Below are 14,964 nucleotides of genomic sequence, written 5' to 3'. Positions count from 1 at the left end.
CCTTACGTTCCACTTTCGCACGGCTTTATCAAGGATTTCATATTATCTTTCGTCGGTTTGCACTAGAAACGAAGCTAAAGTCAAATAAGCGACCGCTCATTCGATAAATAAGGTGGAAACGCATTGGTCATTCGCATAGAGCGGATACCAAGCATCCATAGTGAATGAGTGAGTGGGGAAATGCAGGGCAGTGCGGCAGGCGGCGTGGAAGCGCATGTAAAAGGCATGGCCATCATGGTCCTTTCGGTCCTACTGCTGCCGCTGATGGACGCCATCGGCAAATGGCTGGCCATGATGGACAACATGCCTCCGGCAACTGTTACCTTCATGCGCTTTTTCGTACAAAGCCTGCTGATGTTGCTCATTCTGCTTGCAGCGGGTGGTGGGGTGGCAGCACTTCGCACGCAGCACCTCGCTGGAAATCTCATTCGCGGCTTCCTCATGGGCTTCGGTGGCCTGTGCTTCTTCACAGCAGTCAAATATATGCCGCTGGCCGACGCCATGGCCGTATTCTTCGCCGAGCCGCTTATTCTCACGCTTCTTTCGGCGATCTTTCTCAAGGAGAAAGTCGGCTGGCGGCGCTTCAGCGCGGTTGGCATCGGCCTCATTGGAACGATGATCGTCATTCAGCCAAGCTTCGAGATTTTCGGTGCAGTCTCGCTACTGCCGCTGGCGACGGCAGTGACATTTGCGATCTACCTGATCCTGAACCGCAAACTCGGCGCGAAGGAAAGCCCGCTCGTTATGCAGTTATATGCCGGTATCGGCGGATGGATGTTTGCTGGCTTTGCGATGCTCATTGGCCCGTCCATGGGGTTCGCAGATCTGAGCTTCGGCTTGCCGCATGGCATCCAACCGTGGCTGCTATTGTTGCTTCTGGGTACGATCGGCACGGTCAGCCACCTGATGGTCGTGCACGCTTTCAAGCTGGCGCCAGCCTCGATGCTGGCTCCGTTTCAATATCTTGAAATTGTGAATGCGGTTCTGGTCGGTCTGATCGTCTTTGGTGATTTTCCGACGCCGTCCAAATGGTTCGGCATCGCGATCATAATCGGCTCAGGCTTCTATGTCTTCATGCGCGAGCGCAAACTGAAGGTCGAAGCCTGACGCCTACTTTATCGCGCGCGGCCCGAATACATTTTCGAACGCCTTGCCAAGCGCCACGTCCATGTCGCCCAGGGTCACCGGCAAGCCGAGATCGACAAGGCTGGTGACGCCGTGCTCGGAAATACCGCAAGGCACAATGCCGCCGTAATGGCCGAGATCAGGCTCCACATTGATGGCTATGCCGTGAAAGCTGACCCAGCGACGCAGGCGAATGCCGATGGCGGCAATCTTGTCCTCACACATGTCGCCATTAGCAAGGCGCGGCTTTTCAGGGCGCGTGACCCAGACGCCGACGCGATCTTCGCGACGCTCGCCCTTCACGTTGAATTCGGCGAGGCTTTCAATGATCCATTGTTCCAATGCCGCCACGAAAGCGCGCACATCTTCGCGCCGGCGCTTCAGATCCAGCATCACATAGGCCACACGCTGGCCGGGACCGTGATAGGTGTACTCGCCGCCACGCCCTGTGTTGAACACAGGCAGGCTGTCGGGCGTCAGCAGATCTTCCGCCCGCGCACTCGTGCCAGCCGTGTAAAGGGGAGGGTGCTCCACCAGCCAGACGAGTTCATTCGCCGTACCCTCACGTATGGCCTGCACCCGCGCTTCCATGAAGGCGAGGGCGTCTTCGTAATCGGTAAGTCCATCCGCCACCAGCCATTCGACCGGCGGCGCAGCAGCGTCCACAGGCAGAAACTGCACATTGAGCGTGTCGCGTTGCGGCTTGGAAGAACTATCCATGAGTGGAGCAGTGTTGGTCATGATGGCAGCATATGGCGGTTTTCAGCGCCCGTTTCCAGATGTCAAAATGCCTCTGCTCATCACTGAACCGCGAGCGGCACTTCCGTCTCGCACCGGTTGCGGCCCGCCTGCTTGGCCCGATAAAGCGCCTGATCGGCTGCATCAACCAGATGCGTATAGTCGGGATGACCGTTGAAGGTGGCGATGCCAATGGAAAGCGTCACCATATCCACTGCACCATTGGTCAGGTTGAACTTCTGTTGCTGCACCAGCTCGCGCAGCTCTTCACCGATCCCATAGGACCGGTGTTCATCGGTTTCGACAAGCGCGACCAGAAACTCTTCACCACCGTAGCGGAAGACGAAGTCGCCCGGGCGGCAATGCGCCAGTATAGTTTCCGCGACCTGCTGCAATATGGCGTCACCGCCGCCATGCCCATGCGTGTCGTTGATGCGTTTGAAATGGTCGATATCAACCATCAAAATGCTGAGATCGAGGCCCTTCTGCGAAGCCATGCGGATTTCGCGTGTCAAAATGGGCGGTAGGAAGCGGCGGTTCAGGGCGCGGGTCAGTGGATCGCGGCCAGTTTCCATGGTTGCGGCGGCCTGAAACAGTTCCGCCAGCAGAAACTTTGCTTCGCCGATTCGGGTCTGAAAATCGGCCATGATAGCCGCAAGCCCGGCGGGGTCGCTTTTACGGGCTGAGTTCAGAGCGGGCAGCAACTCATAATCGATGAGATTGACGGTCTGGCGCAGGCGCTCAAGCGTCGTCGAGCCGGAAAACAGCATGTCAGCCTTGTGCTGGAGCCAGAGGCCGAAATCCGAGCTGCCAAGCGAGAGCAGGGGGCTGTCGCTGTTGCCATAAAGGTTGAACAGCAGGGACTGGCTCCACTCCATCAGGGCAGCGCGCTGCGATTCCCGCTCAAGCGGAATGTCGTGGCTCAGCGTGAAGGCGCGATAGGCTTCGTCTGTCTGGGCGCTCTTGCGCGCATCCTTGACGAAGGACTGGCTCATGATCTCAATGGCGATATCGACCGCATTGCTGACATGCACAATCAACAGCGCCAGCGCATCGCGCTCCAGAGCACTGTTTTTCAACTGACGGATGATTTCATTTTTCAGAAGCCGTGCGCCTTGCATGACGATGTGAATCGGCACCTGAATGCGGGCATGAACCTCGCCGATCTTGCGTTGTTCCTGCACGAAAGCGGCCACATCGGTAGGGCGGCTCACCAAAAGATGCACAAGCCAGTCGCTGAGCGAATGTTGCAGGCGATCATGAACGATGGTCTGGGACAGAAAGGCTGCGGCTTCACGGTTTTGCATCAGGCGCTCGTAGAAAATTTCCACGAAGCTCTGCTTGTGCTCTTCAACCAACGCCGACAAAAGCCGGGACTGGTCCTCAGAAAGGTTGGAAACCAGCTCCACCCATTCTTCTTCCGTCGCACCAAGGCCCGTTTGAGAACCCCACCGCGTTGTATCATTCAACAAGGCCGCACCACCCATATCCAAAATCCCGCAATAAGCTGCGTGTGCCAGCAACCATCGATGACCAGTCGGCGACCGTTAGAAATTGGGAGCAAGATTCAGCAGCTTTCCCCAGGCTCTATAAGGCGTGTCGAGCGGAACTCAATGCTTTATGTGGTCGCTGTGCGAATTTTGGAATCCGTGGCTATTTCGGCAACTGTTGGTGCGATTCTGACGCATAAATGCCAGTGAAGCCGCGCCTCCATTGTTTTTGCGCATGAAATTAGCTGGATTCTCGGTTCCATATTTCATCGTAACTTACTGAAATATATTATTATATTCTTGCAAGGCTTGAAATCCACCACTGCTGAGAACCATATTCAGGGTGCATTCATGTGGGAGACTTCATGATGCATGCACCTGAAAAGGAGAAGCATAATGAAGAGCAACTTCACAAGTTTTTGGTCTGGCAAGGCTTTGCTGGCCGGAACGATTGGCGCGACCTTTCTGATCGGCGCCATCGCCCCCGCATTGGCTGCACCGCTCATGCCTTCGGCACCGGCTGCCGCCAACGAGAACATCCAGCAGGTTCGCGACCACTGGAGAGGCCGCGGCGGACATTGGAACGGCCACCGTCCGGGGCCGCGTCCAGGCTGGCACGGCGGCGGTTATCGCCCGGGTCCGGGCTATTGGAACGGCCATCGCGGCTATCACGGCTATCGCCACGGCTATCGCCGCCACAGCGACGGCTGGTGGTATCCGCTGGCAGCCTTCGGTGCAGGCGCGATCATCGGCGGTGCCATTGCCGCTCCACCACCACCGCCTCCGCCGGTCTACCGTGCGCCGGTTTATAACAGCGGCTCGCATATTCAGTGGTGCTACGACCGTTATCGCTCCTATCGCAGCTCGGACAACACGTTCCAGCCCTATAACGGTCCGCGCCAGCAGTGCTATTCGCCTTATCGTTGATAGATTCGGCCTGAATGAACAGAAAGCCGCCTCTCGGGGCGGCTTTTCATTTGCAAAAAGGGGCTAAAAACCATCAGCTTGCGCTGATTAAGGCCGGTCTCATTTCTGTCTGGTGCTGGATTAGCTCCAGTTGACATGTTTTTTTGAATTTATGTTGGAGAAACGTGATTTTATGGTGTTGACCATTCGAAAACTCGCCCTTATGTTCCGCCGCACTTCCAGGGACGATTTGTTCCTCAGGGAGCGCGTAGCTCAGCCGGTAGAGCAACTGACTTTTAATCAGTAGGTCCAGGGTTCGAATCCCTGCGCGCTCACCAAAAACCTACAACAATATCAGATGCTTATTACTGATGCGGCTTGATTGACCATGTGCCGTAGATGTTCAGGAATTTCCAAGAAAATCAGGCAATTTCAGGATTGCGCGGGGAATCGACGGCACATGATTTGACACATGGCACACGGTTTACGCTGCGTGCTCTGCCTCCAAGCCTTCCATCCATTTTTTAAGACTGGACCTGCGAGCAGCGACTGTGCCGCCAAGTTTGAAGCTAGGCATAATTTTATCGTAGACCAGCCGATAAGCTTGGCGCCTGGTGACGCCGAGATACTTTGCGATTGGTTCGACGCCCATTAGCAGATCTGCTTCGTTGTCGTTTTCGTGGTGCATGTCGATTCCCTCGTTTTTTGATTTATTCATCCTCACTCCCTTTCGCGCAGTGCGGCGCGGCCTGCTTCGGTGATAGTGAATTGATCAGCCGGTGCGTAGGATAGTTCGCCGTAGGAATTAACGAATACCGCCAGTACCGTTTCACCTGTTCGGTCATATCCTCTCGCATCGCGGTGTTGACCAAATACGAAGTCGACAATTTCAGCCTCTTCAGAATAGTATTCTGGATCTCTGAAGCCCGATGGTCGGCGGCGTGTCGCGGTCAGCTTCATTCGGTCCCGCCTTTCAGGGCTTGGCGACCGGCCCATTTATCCAGCCGGTCAAGCCGTTCGCGCATTTCATCGGTGAAACGGGCAACAGCAGCAACGTCTGCTTCTTCGTTCAATCGCTCAGGCAGCGTCAGAGCATCGCCAGCCCATGCGGCTGCGTTCTTGGCAATGAATGCACATTGCATCGAGAATTGTGAGGTCGTCAGCTTCATTCGCTCTGCTCCCCAAGTGCGGAGGATTTGAGGGAGGAGAGTATTTCATTCGCGGACGCCCCTACGTCAGCGAAGGAATACCTCCAGCCCAACTTGTTCAGGCGGTCGTATGCGATACGTAGCGCTTCTGCCTTTGTTCGGTCGCCATGCGCCACCTTCTCGATGTGTTCCTTACTCGGCATGGTTGGCCTCTTTCTTACGCAAATCTCTCGGCTTGAATTCGTCGGTGATATAACCGTCGTGCAGAAGGGTGATGCACGGCTCAAGGCGATTTGATCCGTAAACCCGTCTCAATTCGATCCCGATAATCACGCCTTCAAAGCGGTCAAAGTCCTCCGTCGCATCGCTGATGACTTCATCACCAATGTCGAAGCTAAGAAGCTCAGGAATGTCGATAAGCTTGTTCTCATTTGTCAGTGAAAGTTTCATAGCTTGCTGGCCTCCTTTGCGCGCAAGAGGGCGATGCAGACTTGGATTGGTAGCTCTTTCACCTGTTCCGGCTTTTTAAGGCAAATATGCCAGTAATATTTCTTGCCTAGTTCGCTGATGGCTTCCCATAAAAGATCAACACCCTTGCCCGGCAACACCCTCTCAGCCAGCGCGATAGCGGCGTCTATAGACCGCGTGTATTCAGGCACGACGATCTTCCCTTCTGGCCCGATCCAACGGTCACCGGGGAATAAATGCCAACCGTTTTGCAACGCAATCTCCGCATCCACTTCCCTGTCAGGCGCGTCTAGCTTGGAGAGGCGGTCGAGGAGGGTCATAGCTGCTCCTACAAACTGGCTGATTAAATCTTCTCAATTCATGATCTTTAGCGGAACCATCGAACGTCCTCCGGCGTTAGTGCGCGGAATGAAATGATGGAGATTTTTGCACATGCTGAAGGGCGGATTGCTTTGGCTCATTGGATTACCCCTCCCTGTAATTCTGGTGCTCTGGTTGATGGGGTATTTGTCCTAATAATTGAATAGCGGGAGAGATAAGATGTCGAATGCACTGTGGCGAGGGCTGGCTATGACAAGTCATTTTTATTACATTTCTCAACAGCCAGATGGTCTCTGGTCAGTACAAGAAACGGTCACGAACCAACCTGTCTCGCTTAATGGCCAAATGTGCTGTTCTCTCCGGAAGAGAGACGCGGAAGAGCTCGTCGAATACTTGATGAGCCTTGATAGCGATATCGCAGCTTAGGTGTTTCGAGCTCTTACTACATATGTGGCCGACGGCGATTGTCGTTAGCCGGGCTGCGACGCTGGCGCGGAGCGCCATAGCGGAACCGAGCGCCGGTAATGCGCGCTAGTTCGAAAGCGGTGTCGCGTAGCGTCTCGGCTTCTGTGTGGTAGCCAAGAGCGCGCACGGCCTTTGAAATCGACAGGACCTGCGCGGCGGTCGTGCCTTGTTGCTGAAATTCAGCTGCGGTCAGGGTGGGCGCCACAACAGTATACGTCGTCGATACATGTCTGTGCATGTCATTCTCCTCGTGGTTGGTGGGTGCAAAAAGCCGTGGCGCCAGGTGCGCAAGGGCAGTCATTCTGGGAGGTTCGGGGGCTTAAGCGCCCCGTCGCTATCTTTCGCGCCTCATGCGGATAACCCCAACCCAACGCCGCACACGGCTACAACGAACCCCAGCACGACAGCCAGCTCCACAGCTTCTCTGGCTGCATACCTTATCCACGGCTGAGGCCGGGCGTGCTTCTTGGCGCGATAATCAGGACGGCGCATAGGCTCTACATTACCGGCCCTCGGTGCGTCGGTTTCCGTTTCGAACTCGTCATCGGCAAGCAGTTCCAAAAGCGCGCGGTTCATGCTGCTGCCCTCCGGTCTTTTGCCGCCCGTTCCGCCGCTGGCACGTTATCGTTCGCGACCGGCTCAAGGTAGTAAAAGCCCTGATTTCCGCGTCCGCAGCTTTGTTTTGGAATTGTCCATCCGTGGGATGGCAGCATCTTGCGCAGGCCAACCATAGTTGTTCTGATGACACCGACCGCGTTTTCTGGGCCGCCATTTGGATCAAATGCATAAACGTTATCGACAAGATCACGCATGTGCATACGGCGAGGGTAGGCGTCGGACAGGGCCTCTATGATTGCCAGTTCGGTGCGTCGGAAATGGACTGTGCCCAGTTCCTCATAGGGGTCGCGCTCCATCTTACGCAGCCTCCGCCAGCTCAACTGGTGCACAGCAAGCCACTGCGCCGCTGGTCTGGAAAACTTCGAAGGTCTCGCCGGGGCACAGGGCAGCGAGACGCGTCGCCTCGGCCAAGGCCTGCTCAAACGAGCCGTGTTCGTATGGCATGGTGGTATAGACACCAACGCGGCCAGTCTTCTTGCCGCGGCGGAATACAAAGAACCCGCCGCCGATGATTTCATTCAGGCGAGGCTTTGAGCTTCTTCTTCTCGGTGCTGTTGCTAACATATGGGTTTCTCCTCGTGTTTTGGTCGGTGGTCAGCAGATCAAGCTGGTGAGGCTGTCTTCGTGCTGCTCATGAGGAGGTATATACGATAAACGTATTGATGGGTCAAGCTAGAAATACGAAAAGCGTATATGACATAAATATACGATTATGCGATAACGCATTTATGGATAGCGAAGTAATCAAGTGGTTTGCGGAGGCCTTAGAGGCCAGCGGGCTCACCCAGGAGCAAGTAGCGAAAGAGCTCGGTCTCGGTCGTCAGCCTACTATTAGCGAAATACTCAAAGGCAAGCGTCAGCTTAAAGCTCATGAAATGGTCGTCATGAGCCGATTGAGCGGGTTGCCTTTGCCGGATCGCAAGTCTGTGATTCCAGTGCTTGGCTATGTTGGGGCAGGTGCGGCTGTATATCCAAGCGATGATGGCGATCCGCTTTATGAGGTTTCTGTAGCGGCGGCGCTGCCGCAGGGGACAGTCGGTGCTATCGTGCGTGGCGACAGCATGTATCCGATATTCGAAGATGGCGACCTAGTTGCCTATTCGGGTAAGGAGTTGACTGCAGACGATGCGCTTGGCCAGACTTGCATGGTTCGTCTTGAGGACGACAGGATGCTAATCAAAACGATCCGCCGCGGATCCGAGCCTGGGTTATTCACGCTATCTAGTACGAATGCTCCCGACATAGAGGACGTTCGGATTGTTTGGGCTCGCAAGCTGGTGATACGCATTTCGCGGGAATTCTGGCGCCAACTTTAATACGCTAATCGGATAGTAGTAAGGGGTCGCTATAGCGGCCCTTTTTTGTTTTTATAACGAAAAATACGAAAAACGTATTGTAGTGATTGACGAAAATACGAATCGCGTATATAACCTTTCTCATCAACCGACGCAGAAGACGCCGGACAGCTCGAAGGAGGGCCTACCTCATGATGCTAGAAAACATCCTCCCAAGGATATCGGCACTCAACAGATAGAAGCCGCGCTCAGGCGCAATCGAAATAGAGGAGAGAGCGAATGACGAAAGTTGCCGACAGAAGCGAACCGGCTCTCGTTGACGTGCCGCCATAGAAATTATCAGGGACGCTGGCCGCTGAAACGCGGCTGGCGCTTTCGGCGTTCCCAGACGAAGGCGTTAACGCCTTCTGAGGAATAAGAAGTAGACAAGAATTACGACGACGAGCGGAACGCCAAAAAGCCACATCACACCGGCTGTAAGCATAGTGATCTCCTTGTTTATCAAGAAGAAAACTACTTGGCGGCGAATTTGGTTCCAACGCCGAAATCTAAAAAGAGCGGCGTTGTGGGTCGGCACCACCCGTTACCCCGCCGCTCCCGTACATCCCGGTTAACACGAGGAGGGCCGAAGCCACTTCTACGCCGGGGTTTCCTTGCCAGGTACCACCCCGGCCGACGAGACAGATGCCGATAGATGCGGCGCTTGTCAACCATCACCAACCGACACGAGGAGACATGCAGCATTCATCAAGACACGAACTGCAGGCAACTGCCGCCGCGCACCGTAAACAAGGCGCTTCATTTGGCAAGATCGCGGAACTGATGGGCATTACCAGAGGACACGCTTGGTCGCTGCTTTCGGAAAGATCGCCCACACTACCGGCGCCAAAACCCACCGCAAGCACCGTTGTGCGCCGCTCAACATATAACGGCGGTTATTCGGGAGGATGCATGGACATTTTTGTCTCACTCCCCCGGATCACCATTTTAGACGGGCCGTTTACGGGCACAGTCCACTAGCCTTACGAGGCAGCACAATTGCTGAAAGGCAGGCCGACCGCAGAGAGACGGGGCCGACGACTAACCTCCCGACGAGGAGGCCATACCTTGAAAACGAAATACACACGAACGGGCGAGCGGGACATGACAAACCGCAAGCCTTACCGGACGGCTGCGCAGAAATACGTGGCACGACAGGAAGCACGTCTCGTTGACGGGCGTTACGTTTCCAGCGCGCCGGTCACTTACCACCGCGCACCAAAAAGAGGTGCCGCATGACCTGCGAATGCGGTGAATGCTGGGACTTACCCGGCGAAATCGTCGTCCACCGGCTTTGGAAGTGGAAGGGCATCATTGTCGAGGAGCGCGACAATTACCGCTGGCTGACTGTGCGTTTCATGATTCCCGGCACGGGCCTTGTGCAGCTTGAGGTCTCGCGCTTCGAAGTCGAGCCAGATTTTGAAGAGGACGACGGCGTCGTCGAGGCTGACAAGCCTGAAGAAGACAACGTCATCCCGGTCGATTTCACCAAAAAAGAGAAGCTTACGAAAAACACCAAGACGAGGGGAGTAGCGTGATGGCTGACAAGCAAACAGTGAAGGTTGGCGATAGAATTACGGCCAAATTGGATGATTCCCACAATGACTACAGGGCCGGTAATACTTTTTACGTCCAAGAGATTGATGAACAAGACGGTGAGACGATTGTCGTCTTCACAGACAATGTTGGCGACAAACGTTATCGCCGCGTGAGCGAATTCACCGTGGAACACGTGCCCGTTGCTGACGCAACCGGCAAGCCCGCCCTCACCATCGAAACCGGCAAGTTCTACCGCACCCGCGATGGACGGAAGGTTGGGCCGATGCGGAGGCAGGCGTTTGGATGGGTGGCCAGCAAACGTATTATCGCGACCGACCAATGTGATTGGTACGAGGGCGGCAACTTCTCGCTCTACAGGGATCGGGAACACGACCTCATCTCCGAATGGGTCGACGAGCCAGCCAGCAATGACAACCGGCCTGCGACTAAACCCGCCATCGTCGCTCTAATCGAAAAAGGGCAGCCGAAGCCTTCAGAGCTGCCGCGCGTTCATGCATCCGAGTATGCGGCGATCAAGGAAGCAAAACGTCTTGCAAACCGTCACAAAGGACAGCAATTCGGCGTATTCGCGCTGTCCAAAACCGTGAGCGAACCGATCCCTCTTTATGAACATGAATGGCAGAACCTAGCGGCCAACGGGCAGAAAGTTGCGGCAATCAAAGAGCTGCGGCGCATCACCGGCCTTGGCTTGGCCGCAACCAAGCGGGCTATTGAACATTGGGCGGAACACGACGAGCAGTCTTCGCGGAGGGCAGCATGACCTCCACCACGTACAGCCACACGCGCAACTATGCGCCCAAAGACTACGCGGACGGCGACACGTTCTATGAGCCGGAAACCACGCCCGGCCCTGGTGACCGCTTTGTATGGGGCTTGGCAGTAGTCGCCGTGCTCGCCTTGACGGTCGGCTTCTACGCATGGGTGCTGGCATGAACGTCGCCACAAAAGCTACGGCTGACATGCCGCACATTGATCCCGGGCGTAAGCCCGGTGTCGGACGCGTAGGGCAGTCCTTGGCGCTTGCAGCGTTCGCGCTGGCAATTGCCACGACAATCGCAGCGTTCCTATTCTGGAACCTGCTGCTGCCGTTCTATGGGCTGCTGTATCTGTGGGGTGCGCACTGATGCCCCTCAGACCACCACGCGACAACTGCGCCGCCGCCCTAACAAGCCCGCCTGCATGGCTTGTCGGCTGGCTCATACTTGCGGCCGTCATCGCCGCAATCGCCGTTACCCACCACACCTACTAAACACGAGGAGACCTATGGCTCTATCTCTTTCAAGCCTCAAGTCGACCAAGAGAAACGATCCGCCTGTGATACTTCTCTACGGTGTCGATGGCATCGGCAAGACGTCGCTCGCGGCGGAATTCCCAAACCCGATCTATCTGGCAACCGAAGGTGAGCGCCCGCCCTATGACATTGAAATGGCCACGCCAGGCACGATTGAATCCTTCGACGATCTGCTGAACGTCATCGGCGAATTGCTGACCGAAGAACACGACCGGCGCACTGTGATTATCGACAGCCTCGACGGGCTGGAACCGCTTGTCTGGCGTGCGACGTCTAACCGGCTTGGTATCAACAGCATCGAGGAGGCCGGGTTCGGTAAAGGATACGTGGAAGCCGATACCGAATGGAACGAGCTCATGGCGGCGGTGTCGGCGCTGTCCCGCGCAGGAATGTATGTGGTCATGCTGGCCCATCCTGAAATCGTGCGCTTCGACAGCCCGACTACGGATCCATATAGCCGATACCAGCCTAAGCTGCATAAACGATCGAATGCACTGGTTCGCGAGAAGTCCGACATCGTCGCGTTCATGAACTACCGCATCTCTATCAAGGAAAAAGAAGTGGCACGCCAGACGAAGGTTAGCCACGCCGAAGGCGGCAAAGAGCGCCAGGTGCACTTCAACGAGGCGGCAGGATTCAATGCCAAGAATCGCTATTCGATGCCCGACAGCGTCGTCTACCGCAAAGGGCAGGGCTTTACCGACATTGCCAAGTTCTGGCCGGCTGGCAACGACAATGGACAGAGGGAGGCGGCTTGATGGCGGTGCAGTTCTGTAAGGCAATGCAAGGCCGCAAGCACCGAGTGCACCAGTGGGTGGATACCACAACGCTCGAGCCATTGTTTGGCATTCAAGTGAACGTTGAATACGGAAAATGGGCGCATGTGGTTGAGGGGGGCAGCCCATTGTTGTTCCCAACAAAGGGCGAAGCCGCAGCAAAGGCGAAGGCACTATCCGTAAACAAGGACGCCGCCTGATGGAAAAAGCTCTAGCTGGCCTTGTAGCCATCGCGGCCATCCTCTTCTTCGCACCGCTCATCGGCGTTCTCGGTGGCGCGTTTGTCGGCTGGGTCGTTGGTCTGTTCTTCGCAGAAACAATCCACGCCTTCCTTGCCGCCGTTGGCATCAACGCGGCAGGCCTTGCGATGTGGCAAATCGGCGCTTCGCTTGGTTTCATCGGCGGGTTCTTCCGCCCGGCTATCCATCGGGCGAAGGCGTAAGCCGGTGAATGATGAAGATAAGCTTCCGCGCACCCGCGCGGAGGCGAAAGAAAATGGCTCCAAGCGCTACTTTACCGGGGAGCCGTGCAAGAATGGACATGTCGCCCCTAGGTTCACTAGCAACCGAGCATGCGTCACATGCACTGCGGATCGAAATAGGGAATGGGCCGCCGAAAATGAAGATCACCTGAAGGCATATCGTAAGAAGGCATATGCAGAAAACAGGGATGAAATCCTATCGAATTGGTCTGAATGGTATGCTGAAAACCACGAGCGTGAACTAGAAAAGAAGCGCATGAGGTACGCGGACAACAGAGGAGCGGCGTTGGAATACGCGCGTGAATATCGAACCGCAAATTCAGCAAAAGTGAGGGCGGCAACTGCAAAATGGCGTTCGGAAAACCCCGACAAAGTGAAGAAATCTTGGGCGGACTGGTACGCAGAGAACGGTAAATTCCGTGACGCCGAAAAGCGATCCACGCCTAGAGGTAAACTGGACGATCTTATGTCGTCGGCCATTTACCAGGCGGTTCTTAAACGTAAGGCAGGGCGCAGTTGGTCCGATCTCGTGGGGTATAGCGTCGATGACCTTATGGCGCATCTAGAACGCCAATTCCAACCCGGGATGACATGGGAAAAACATGGGCAATATGGCTGGCATATTGATCATATTATCCCCCGTTCGGCGTTCAATTACGAAAAGCCGGAAGACATAGATTTCAAGCGCTGCTGGGCGCTGGAAAATCTGCAACCTCTCTGGTGGCAGGACAACCTATCGAAAGGCGCGAAACTTACCAAGCCTTTCCAGCCATCGTTAGCGCTGGCTGTTAACGATAACCAACCACTACAAGCACGAGGAAATGACAAATGGCGCAACTAGGCGTTCAATTTAACCCGCAGGATCACAGCACCGAACAGTCTGATTTCGAGTTGCTGCCCAACATGATTGCAAAGCTCGAAATCTCCGCCGGCGATGTAAAAGTCGACGGAACGGACATAGCGGTGAATTTCACAATCGATGTGGTCGAGCCGGAGGAATACAAGGGCCGCCGCATTTGGCACTGGGTCGACGTTCAGAACCGGGACGCTCAAAGACAGGAACGTGGTCAAAAAGACCTCGCCAAGCTCTGCCGGGCGGTTGGTCATGACGGGCCTCTGGAAGATACCGAGCAGATCCAGTTCATCACTTTCACTGCGCAGATTGTCCAAAATCCCGCTGGCGTCAGCAAGAAGACGGGCAAAGCATACAATGCCAGCAACCGTATCCGGAAACTCTTTTATCCCGATGAAGGCAACGTTCCCCAGCCTTCAATCGACGCCAACCAGCCTGTAGCGCAGGCCCGCCCTGCCAATGACAACCGACCGGCTGCGGCAAACAGCAATAAGCCAGCACCAGCGGCTGCCGCGGCAGGCAAGAAGCGCCCCTGGGGTTAAGCTAACCAACAGGCGCGGCTACCAACCGCGCCTTCTACCACCGAACACGAGGAGACTAGCGCATGGGATGCGACATACATTTTTACGTCGAGACCAAAGTCGGCGATGAGTGGCTGACAGCTGATAAATGGACTGCGGACAAGTACGACGACGATGGCGCGTTGCACGTCGATTGTAAGGACGAATTCTATAATGGGCGTTCCTATAATCTTTTCGCAATTCTGGCAGATGTTCGCAACGGGCGTGGCTTTGCCGGAGTGAAAACTGGCGATGGCTTCAATCCAATCGACGAGCCTCGCGGTGTCCCGGTTGATTGCTGTGGCGAATATCGTGCAATCGCTGAGAGGTGGATGGGCGACGGACATTCGCATTCCTATTTCACCTTGGCCGAAATACTGTCCTTCGACTGGACACAGACAACCAAGCAGCAAGGGTGGGTTGATCCTGTCGATTGGGCGCGCTGGCGTGATTATGGAAAGCCGAATAGTTGGTGCGGGGATGTGAGCGGGGGTTCTGTAAGACACCTCAGCAATGAGGAGTTTGAAGCGGCTTGGCAGAAGATCCGTCAAGAAAAGAGATATCCTGAGACACGGTATGCATCTGCCCATCTGAATCGGCACGAGGACGATCATCTCGAACGAATGAAAGAGATTCTGGGCGGCTCTCCATACACACTTGTTACATGGACGGAGCCATATTTCGAAGCGATCAATGGCGAATTTTTCAGCAAGACGATCCCGCGCTTGTTGAAGTTGGCCAACGATGCGGGCGGTTTCGAAAATGTCCGCGCCACATTCTTTTTCGACAACTAATTCAAACACCGCACGGCTCACCACCGTGCGGCACTT

26 protein-coding genes and 1 tRNA gene are annotated in these 14,964 nt (G+C 55.3%); 16 read left to right on the top strand and 11 right to left on the bottom strand.

Features of this window, described 5'->3' with window-relative positions:
• Positions 1 to 180 precede the first annotated feature (180 nt).
• Entirely contained in the window at positions 181 to 1,107 is a 927-nt protein-coding gene (locus QBD01_RS11835) for a DMT family transporter (protein ID WP_280992973.1), read from the top strand.
• A gap of 3 nt (positions 1,108 to 1,110) precedes the next feature.
• Here the strand turns inward: QBD01_RS11835 and lipB are convergent, their stop codons facing one another.
• Both lipB and QBD01_RS11825 read right to left on the bottom strand, forming a co-directional pair.
• Positions 1,111 to 1,845 (bottom strand): lipoyl(octanoyl) transferase LipB, encoded by a 735-nt coding sequence (lipB, locus tag QBD01_RS11830; RefSeq protein WP_392391403.1) that lies wholly within the window; start codon positions 1,843 to 1,845, stop codon positions 1,111 to 1,113.
• An 80-nt stretch (positions 1,846 to 1,925) separates the two neighbouring features.
• Positions 1,926 to 3,350 (bottom strand): GGDEF domain-containing protein, encoded by a 1,425-nt coding sequence (locus tag QBD01_RS11825; RefSeq protein ID WP_280992971.1) that lies wholly within the window; start codon positions 3,348 to 3,350, stop codon positions 1,926 to 1,928.
• Between the two features lie 399 nt (positions 3,351 to 3,749).
• On the opposite strand from QBD01_RS11825, the gene QBD01_RS11820 reads away from it, so the two are divergent.
• Both QBD01_RS11820 and QBD01_RS11815 read left to right on the top strand, forming a co-directional pair.
• Positions 3,750 to 4,280 (top strand): BA14K family protein, encoded by a 531-nt coding sequence (locus tag QBD01_RS11820; RefSeq protein WP_280992970.1) that lies wholly within the window; start codon positions 3,750 to 3,752, stop codon positions 4,278 to 4,280.
• Positions 4,281 to 4,521: 241 nt separating this feature from the next.
• Positions 4,522 to 4,597 (top strand) — tRNA-Lys (locus QBD01_RS11815).
• Between the two features lie 146 nt (positions 4,598 to 4,743).
• On the opposite strand, the gene QBD01_RS11810 is transcribed toward QBD01_RS11815, so the two are convergent.
• The 9 genes from QBD01_RS11810 to QBD01_RS11770 form a co-directional block, all read right to left on the bottom strand.
• Positions 4,744 to 4,977: a helix-turn-helix domain-containing protein gene (locus tag QBD01_RS11810; RefSeq protein WP_280992969.1), complete on the bottom strand. Its 234-nt coding sequence runs from the start codon at positions 4,975 to 4,977 to the stop codon at positions 4,744 to 4,746.
• A gap of 2 nt (positions 4,978 to 4,979) precedes the next feature.
• Positions 4,980 to 5,219, bottom strand: coding sequence for a hypothetical protein (locus tag QBD01_RS11805; protein WP_280992968.1), 240 nt, complete (start codon positions 5,217 to 5,219; stop codon positions 4,980 to 4,982).
• Positions 5,216 to 5,428, bottom strand: coding sequence for a hypothetical protein (locus QBD01_RS11800; protein ID WP_280992967.1), 213 nt, complete (start codon positions 5,426 to 5,428; stop codon positions 5,216 to 5,218). The genes QBD01_RS11805 and QBD01_RS11800 overlap by 4 nt, the downstream gene beginning before the upstream one ends.
• Positions 5,429 to 5,599: 171 nt before the next feature.
• Entirely contained in the window at positions 5,600 to 5,857 is a 258-nt protein-coding gene (locus QBD01_RS11795) for a hypothetical protein (RefSeq protein WP_280992966.1), read from the bottom strand.
• Positions 5,854 to 6,195 carry a hypothetical protein gene (locus QBD01_RS11790; protein WP_280992965.1) on the bottom strand — a complete coding sequence of 114 codons (342 nt, stop codon included), beginning with the start codon at positions 6,193 to 6,195 and terminating at the stop codon, positions 5,854 to 5,856. Before QBD01_RS11790 ends, QBD01_RS11795 begins: the two co-directional genes overlap by 4 nt.
• Before the next feature lie 443 nt (positions 6,196 to 6,638).
• Positions 6,639 to 6,899 carry a hypothetical protein gene (locus QBD01_RS11785; RefSeq protein WP_280992964.1) on the bottom strand — a complete coding sequence of 87 codons (261 nt, stop codon included), beginning with the start codon at positions 6,897 to 6,899 and terminating at the stop codon, positions 6,639 to 6,641.
• 110 nt (positions 6,900 to 7,009) lie between these two features.
• The gene (locus QBD01_RS11780; protein ID WP_280992963.1) at positions 7,010 to 7,237 is read right to left on the bottom strand and encodes a hypothetical protein; all 228 of its coding nucleotides are present in this window, start codon (positions 7,235 to 7,237) and stop codon (positions 7,010 to 7,012) included.
• Complete coding sequence (locus QBD01_RS11775) at positions 7,234 to 7,575, bottom strand: hypothetical protein (protein ID WP_280992962.1); 342 nt, start codon at positions 7,573 to 7,575, stop codon at positions 7,234 to 7,236. Before QBD01_RS11775 ends, QBD01_RS11780 begins: the two co-directional genes overlap by 4 nt.
• 1 nt (position 7,576) lies before the next feature.
• The gene (locus QBD01_RS11770; protein WP_280992961.1) at positions 7,577 to 7,843 is read right to left on the bottom strand and encodes a hypothetical protein; all 267 of its coding nucleotides are present in this window, start codon (positions 7,841 to 7,843) and stop codon (positions 7,577 to 7,579) included.
• 164 nt (positions 7,844 to 8,007) lie between these two features.
• On the opposite strand from QBD01_RS11770, the gene QBD01_RS11765 reads away from it, so the two are divergent.
• The 13 genes from QBD01_RS11765 (at position 8,008) to QBD01_RS11705 (ending at position 14,928) form a co-directional block, all read left to right on the top strand.
• A complete protein-coding gene (locus QBD01_RS11765; RefSeq protein ID WP_280992960.1) occupies positions 8,008 to 8,595 on the top strand; it encodes a S24 family peptidase in 588 nt (195 codons plus the stop codon).
• A 1,086-nt stretch (positions 8,596 to 9,681) separates the two neighbouring features.
• Positions 9,682 to 9,852 carry a hypothetical protein gene (locus tag QBD01_RS11760; RefSeq protein ID WP_280992959.1) on the top strand — a complete coding sequence of 57 codons (171 nt, stop codon included), beginning with the start codon at positions 9,682 to 9,684 and terminating at the stop codon, positions 9,850 to 9,852.
• A complete protein-coding gene (locus tag QBD01_RS11755) occupies positions 9,849 to 10,151 on the top strand; it encodes a hypothetical protein (RefSeq protein WP_280992958.1) in 303 nt (100 codons plus the stop codon). The genes QBD01_RS11760 and QBD01_RS11755 overlap by 4 nt, the downstream gene beginning before the upstream one ends.
• Positions 10,151 to 10,933, top strand: a complete 783-nt coding sequence (locus QBD01_RS11750; protein ID WP_280992957.1) for a hypothetical protein — start codon at positions 10,151 to 10,153, stop codon at positions 10,931 to 10,933. Before QBD01_RS11755 ends, QBD01_RS11750 begins: the two co-directional genes overlap by 1 nt.
• Positions 10,930 to 11,106 (top strand): hypothetical protein, encoded by a 177-nt coding sequence (locus QBD01_RS11745; protein WP_280992956.1) that lies wholly within the window; start codon positions 10,930 to 10,932, stop codon positions 11,104 to 11,106. Before QBD01_RS11750 ends, QBD01_RS11745 begins: the two co-directional genes overlap by 4 nt.
• Positions 11,103 to 11,297 (top strand): hypothetical protein, encoded by a 195-nt coding sequence (locus tag QBD01_RS11740; protein WP_280992955.1) that lies wholly within the window; start codon positions 11,103 to 11,105, stop codon positions 11,295 to 11,297. Before QBD01_RS11745 ends, QBD01_RS11740 begins: the two co-directional genes overlap by 4 nt.
• Positions 11,297 to 11,422 (top strand): hypothetical protein, encoded by a 126-nt coding sequence (locus QBD01_RS11735; RefSeq protein ID WP_273772910.1) that lies wholly within the window; start codon positions 11,297 to 11,299, stop codon positions 11,420 to 11,422. The genes QBD01_RS11740 and QBD01_RS11735 overlap by 1 nt, the downstream gene beginning before the upstream one ends.
• Positions 11,423 to 11,436: 14 nt before the next feature.
• A complete protein-coding gene (locus QBD01_RS11730; RefSeq protein WP_280992954.1) occupies positions 11,437 to 12,222 on the top strand; it encodes an ATP-binding protein in 786 nt (261 codons plus the stop codon).
• On the top strand, positions 12,222 to 12,440 hold the full coding sequence (locus tag QBD01_RS11725; protein ID WP_280992953.1) for a hypothetical protein: 219 nt from the start codon (positions 12,222 to 12,224) through the stop codon (positions 12,438 to 12,440). The genes QBD01_RS11730 and QBD01_RS11725 overlap by 1 nt, the downstream gene beginning before the upstream one ends.
• The gene (locus QBD01_RS11720; protein WP_021587370.1) at positions 12,440 to 12,682 is read left to right on the top strand and encodes a hypothetical protein; all 243 of its coding nucleotides are present in this window, start codon (positions 12,440 to 12,442) and stop codon (positions 12,680 to 12,682) included. Before QBD01_RS11725 ends, QBD01_RS11720 begins: the two co-directional genes overlap by 1 nt.
• A 4-nt stretch (positions 12,683 to 12,686) precedes the next feature.
• Entirely contained in the window at positions 12,687 to 13,562 is an 876-nt protein-coding gene (locus QBD01_RS11715) for a hypothetical protein (RefSeq protein ID WP_280992952.1), read from the top strand.
• Entirely contained in the window at positions 13,550 to 14,116 is a 567-nt protein-coding gene (locus QBD01_RS11710; RefSeq protein WP_280992951.1) for a DUF669 domain-containing protein, read from the top strand. Before QBD01_RS11715 ends, QBD01_RS11710 begins: the two co-directional genes overlap by 13 nt.
• A gap of 62 nt (positions 14,117 to 14,178) precedes the next feature.
• Positions 14,179 to 14,928, top strand: a complete 750-nt coding sequence (locus QBD01_RS11705; RefSeq protein WP_280992950.1) for a hypothetical protein — start codon at positions 14,179 to 14,181, stop codon at positions 14,926 to 14,928.
• Positions 14,929 to 14,964 lie beyond the last annotated feature (36 nt).

Origin of the sequence: Ochrobactrum sp. 19YEA23, assembly GCF_029909865.1 — a bacterium.
In the GTDB taxonomy this organism is placed as follows: domain Bacteria; phylum Pseudomonadota; class Alphaproteobacteria; order Rhizobiales; family Rhizobiaceae; genus Brucella; species Brucella gambitense.
Note: the sequence above shows the minus strand (reverse complement) of the source record. Positions and strands in the feature narration are given on the sequence as shown.

Coding starts and splice junctions, on each gene's coding strand:
- QBD01_RS11710 (WP_280992951.1), top strand. CDS start 13,550: ATGGCGCAACTAGGCGTTCAATTTAACCCGCAGGATCACAGCACCGAA.
- QBD01_RS11745 (WP_280992956.1), top strand. CDS start 10,930: ATGACCTCCACCACGTACAGCCACACGCGCAACTATGCGCCCAAAGAC.
- QBD01_RS11820 (WP_280992970.1), top strand. CDS start 3,750: ATGAAGAGCAACTTCACAAGTTTTTGGTCTGGCAAGGCTTTGCTGGCC.
- QBD01_RS11740 (WP_280992955.1), top strand. CDS start 11,103: ATGAACGTCGCCACAAAAGCTACGGCTGACATGCCGCACATTGATCCC.
- QBD01_RS11785 (WP_280992964.1), bottom strand. CDS start 6,899: ATGCACAGACATGTATCGACGACGTATACTGTTGTGGCGCCCACCCTG.
- QBD01_RS11795 (WP_280992966.1), bottom strand. CDS start 5,857: ATGAAACTTTCACTGACAAATGAGAACAAGCTTATCGACATTCCTGAG.
- QBD01_RS11805 (WP_280992968.1), bottom strand. CDS start 5,219: ATGAAGCTGACCGCGACACGCCGCCGACCATCGGGCTTCAGAGATCCA.
- QBD01_RS11730 (WP_280992954.1), top strand. CDS start 11,437: ATGGCTCTATCTCTTTCAAGCCTCAAGTCGACCAAGAGAAACGATCCG.
- QBD01_RS11790 (WP_280992965.1), bottom strand. CDS start 6,195: ATGACCCTCCTCGACCGCCTCTCCAAGCTAGACGCGCCTGACAGGGAA.
- QBD01_RS11810 (WP_280992969.1), bottom strand. CDS start 4,977: ATGAATAAATCAAAAAACGAGGGAATCGACATGCACCACGAAAACGAC.
- QBD01_RS11770 (WP_280992961.1), bottom strand. CDS start 7,843: ATGTTAGCAACAGCACCGAGAAGAAGAAGCTCAAAGCCTCGCCTGAAT.
- QBD01_RS11765 (WP_280992960.1), top strand. CDS start 8,008: ATGGATAGCGAAGTAATCAAGTGGTTTGCGGAGGCCTTAGAGGCCAGC.
- QBD01_RS11705 (WP_280992950.1), top strand. CDS start 14,179: ATGGGATGCGACATACATTTTTACGTCGAGACCAAAGTCGGCGATGAG.
- QBD01_RS11780 (WP_280992963.1), bottom strand. CDS start 7,237: ATGAACCGCGCGCTTTTGGAACTGCTTGCCGATGACGAGTTCGAAACG.
- QBD01_RS11725 (WP_280992953.1), top strand. CDS start 12,222: ATGGCGGTGCAGTTCTGTAAGGCAATGCAAGGCCGCAAGCACCGAGTG.
- QBD01_RS11800 (WP_280992967.1), bottom strand. CDS start 5,428: ATGAAGCTGACGACCTCACAATTCTCGATGCAATGTGCATTCATTGCC.
- QBD01_RS11835 (WP_280992973.1), top strand. CDS start 181: ATGCAGGGCAGTGCGGCAGGCGGCGTGGAAGCGCATGTAAAAGGCATG.
- QBD01_RS11750 (WP_280992957.1), top strand. CDS start 10,151: ATGGCTGACAAGCAAACAGTGAAGGTTGGCGATAGAATTACGGCCAAA.
- QBD01_RS11825 (WP_280992971.1), bottom strand. CDS start 3,350: ATGGGTGGTGCGGCCTTGTTGAATGATACAACGCGGTGGGGTTCTCAA.
- QBD01_RS11755 (WP_280992958.1), top strand. CDS start 9,849: ATGACCTGCGAATGCGGTGAATGCTGGGACTTACCCGGCGAAATCGTC.
- QBD01_RS11735 (WP_273772910.1), top strand. CDS start 11,297: ATGCCCCTCAGACCACCACGCGACAACTGCGCCGCCGCCCTAACAAGC.
- lipB (WP_392391403.1), bottom strand. CDS start 1,845: ATGGATAGTTCTTCCAAGCCGCAACGCGACACGCTCAATGTGCAGTTT.
- QBD01_RS11775 (WP_280992962.1), bottom strand. CDS start 7,575: ATGGAGCGCGACCCCTATGAGGAACTGGGCACAGTCCATTTCCGACGC.
- QBD01_RS11720 (WP_021587370.1), top strand. CDS start 12,440: ATGGAAAAAGCTCTAGCTGGCCTTGTAGCCATCGCGGCCATCCTCTTC.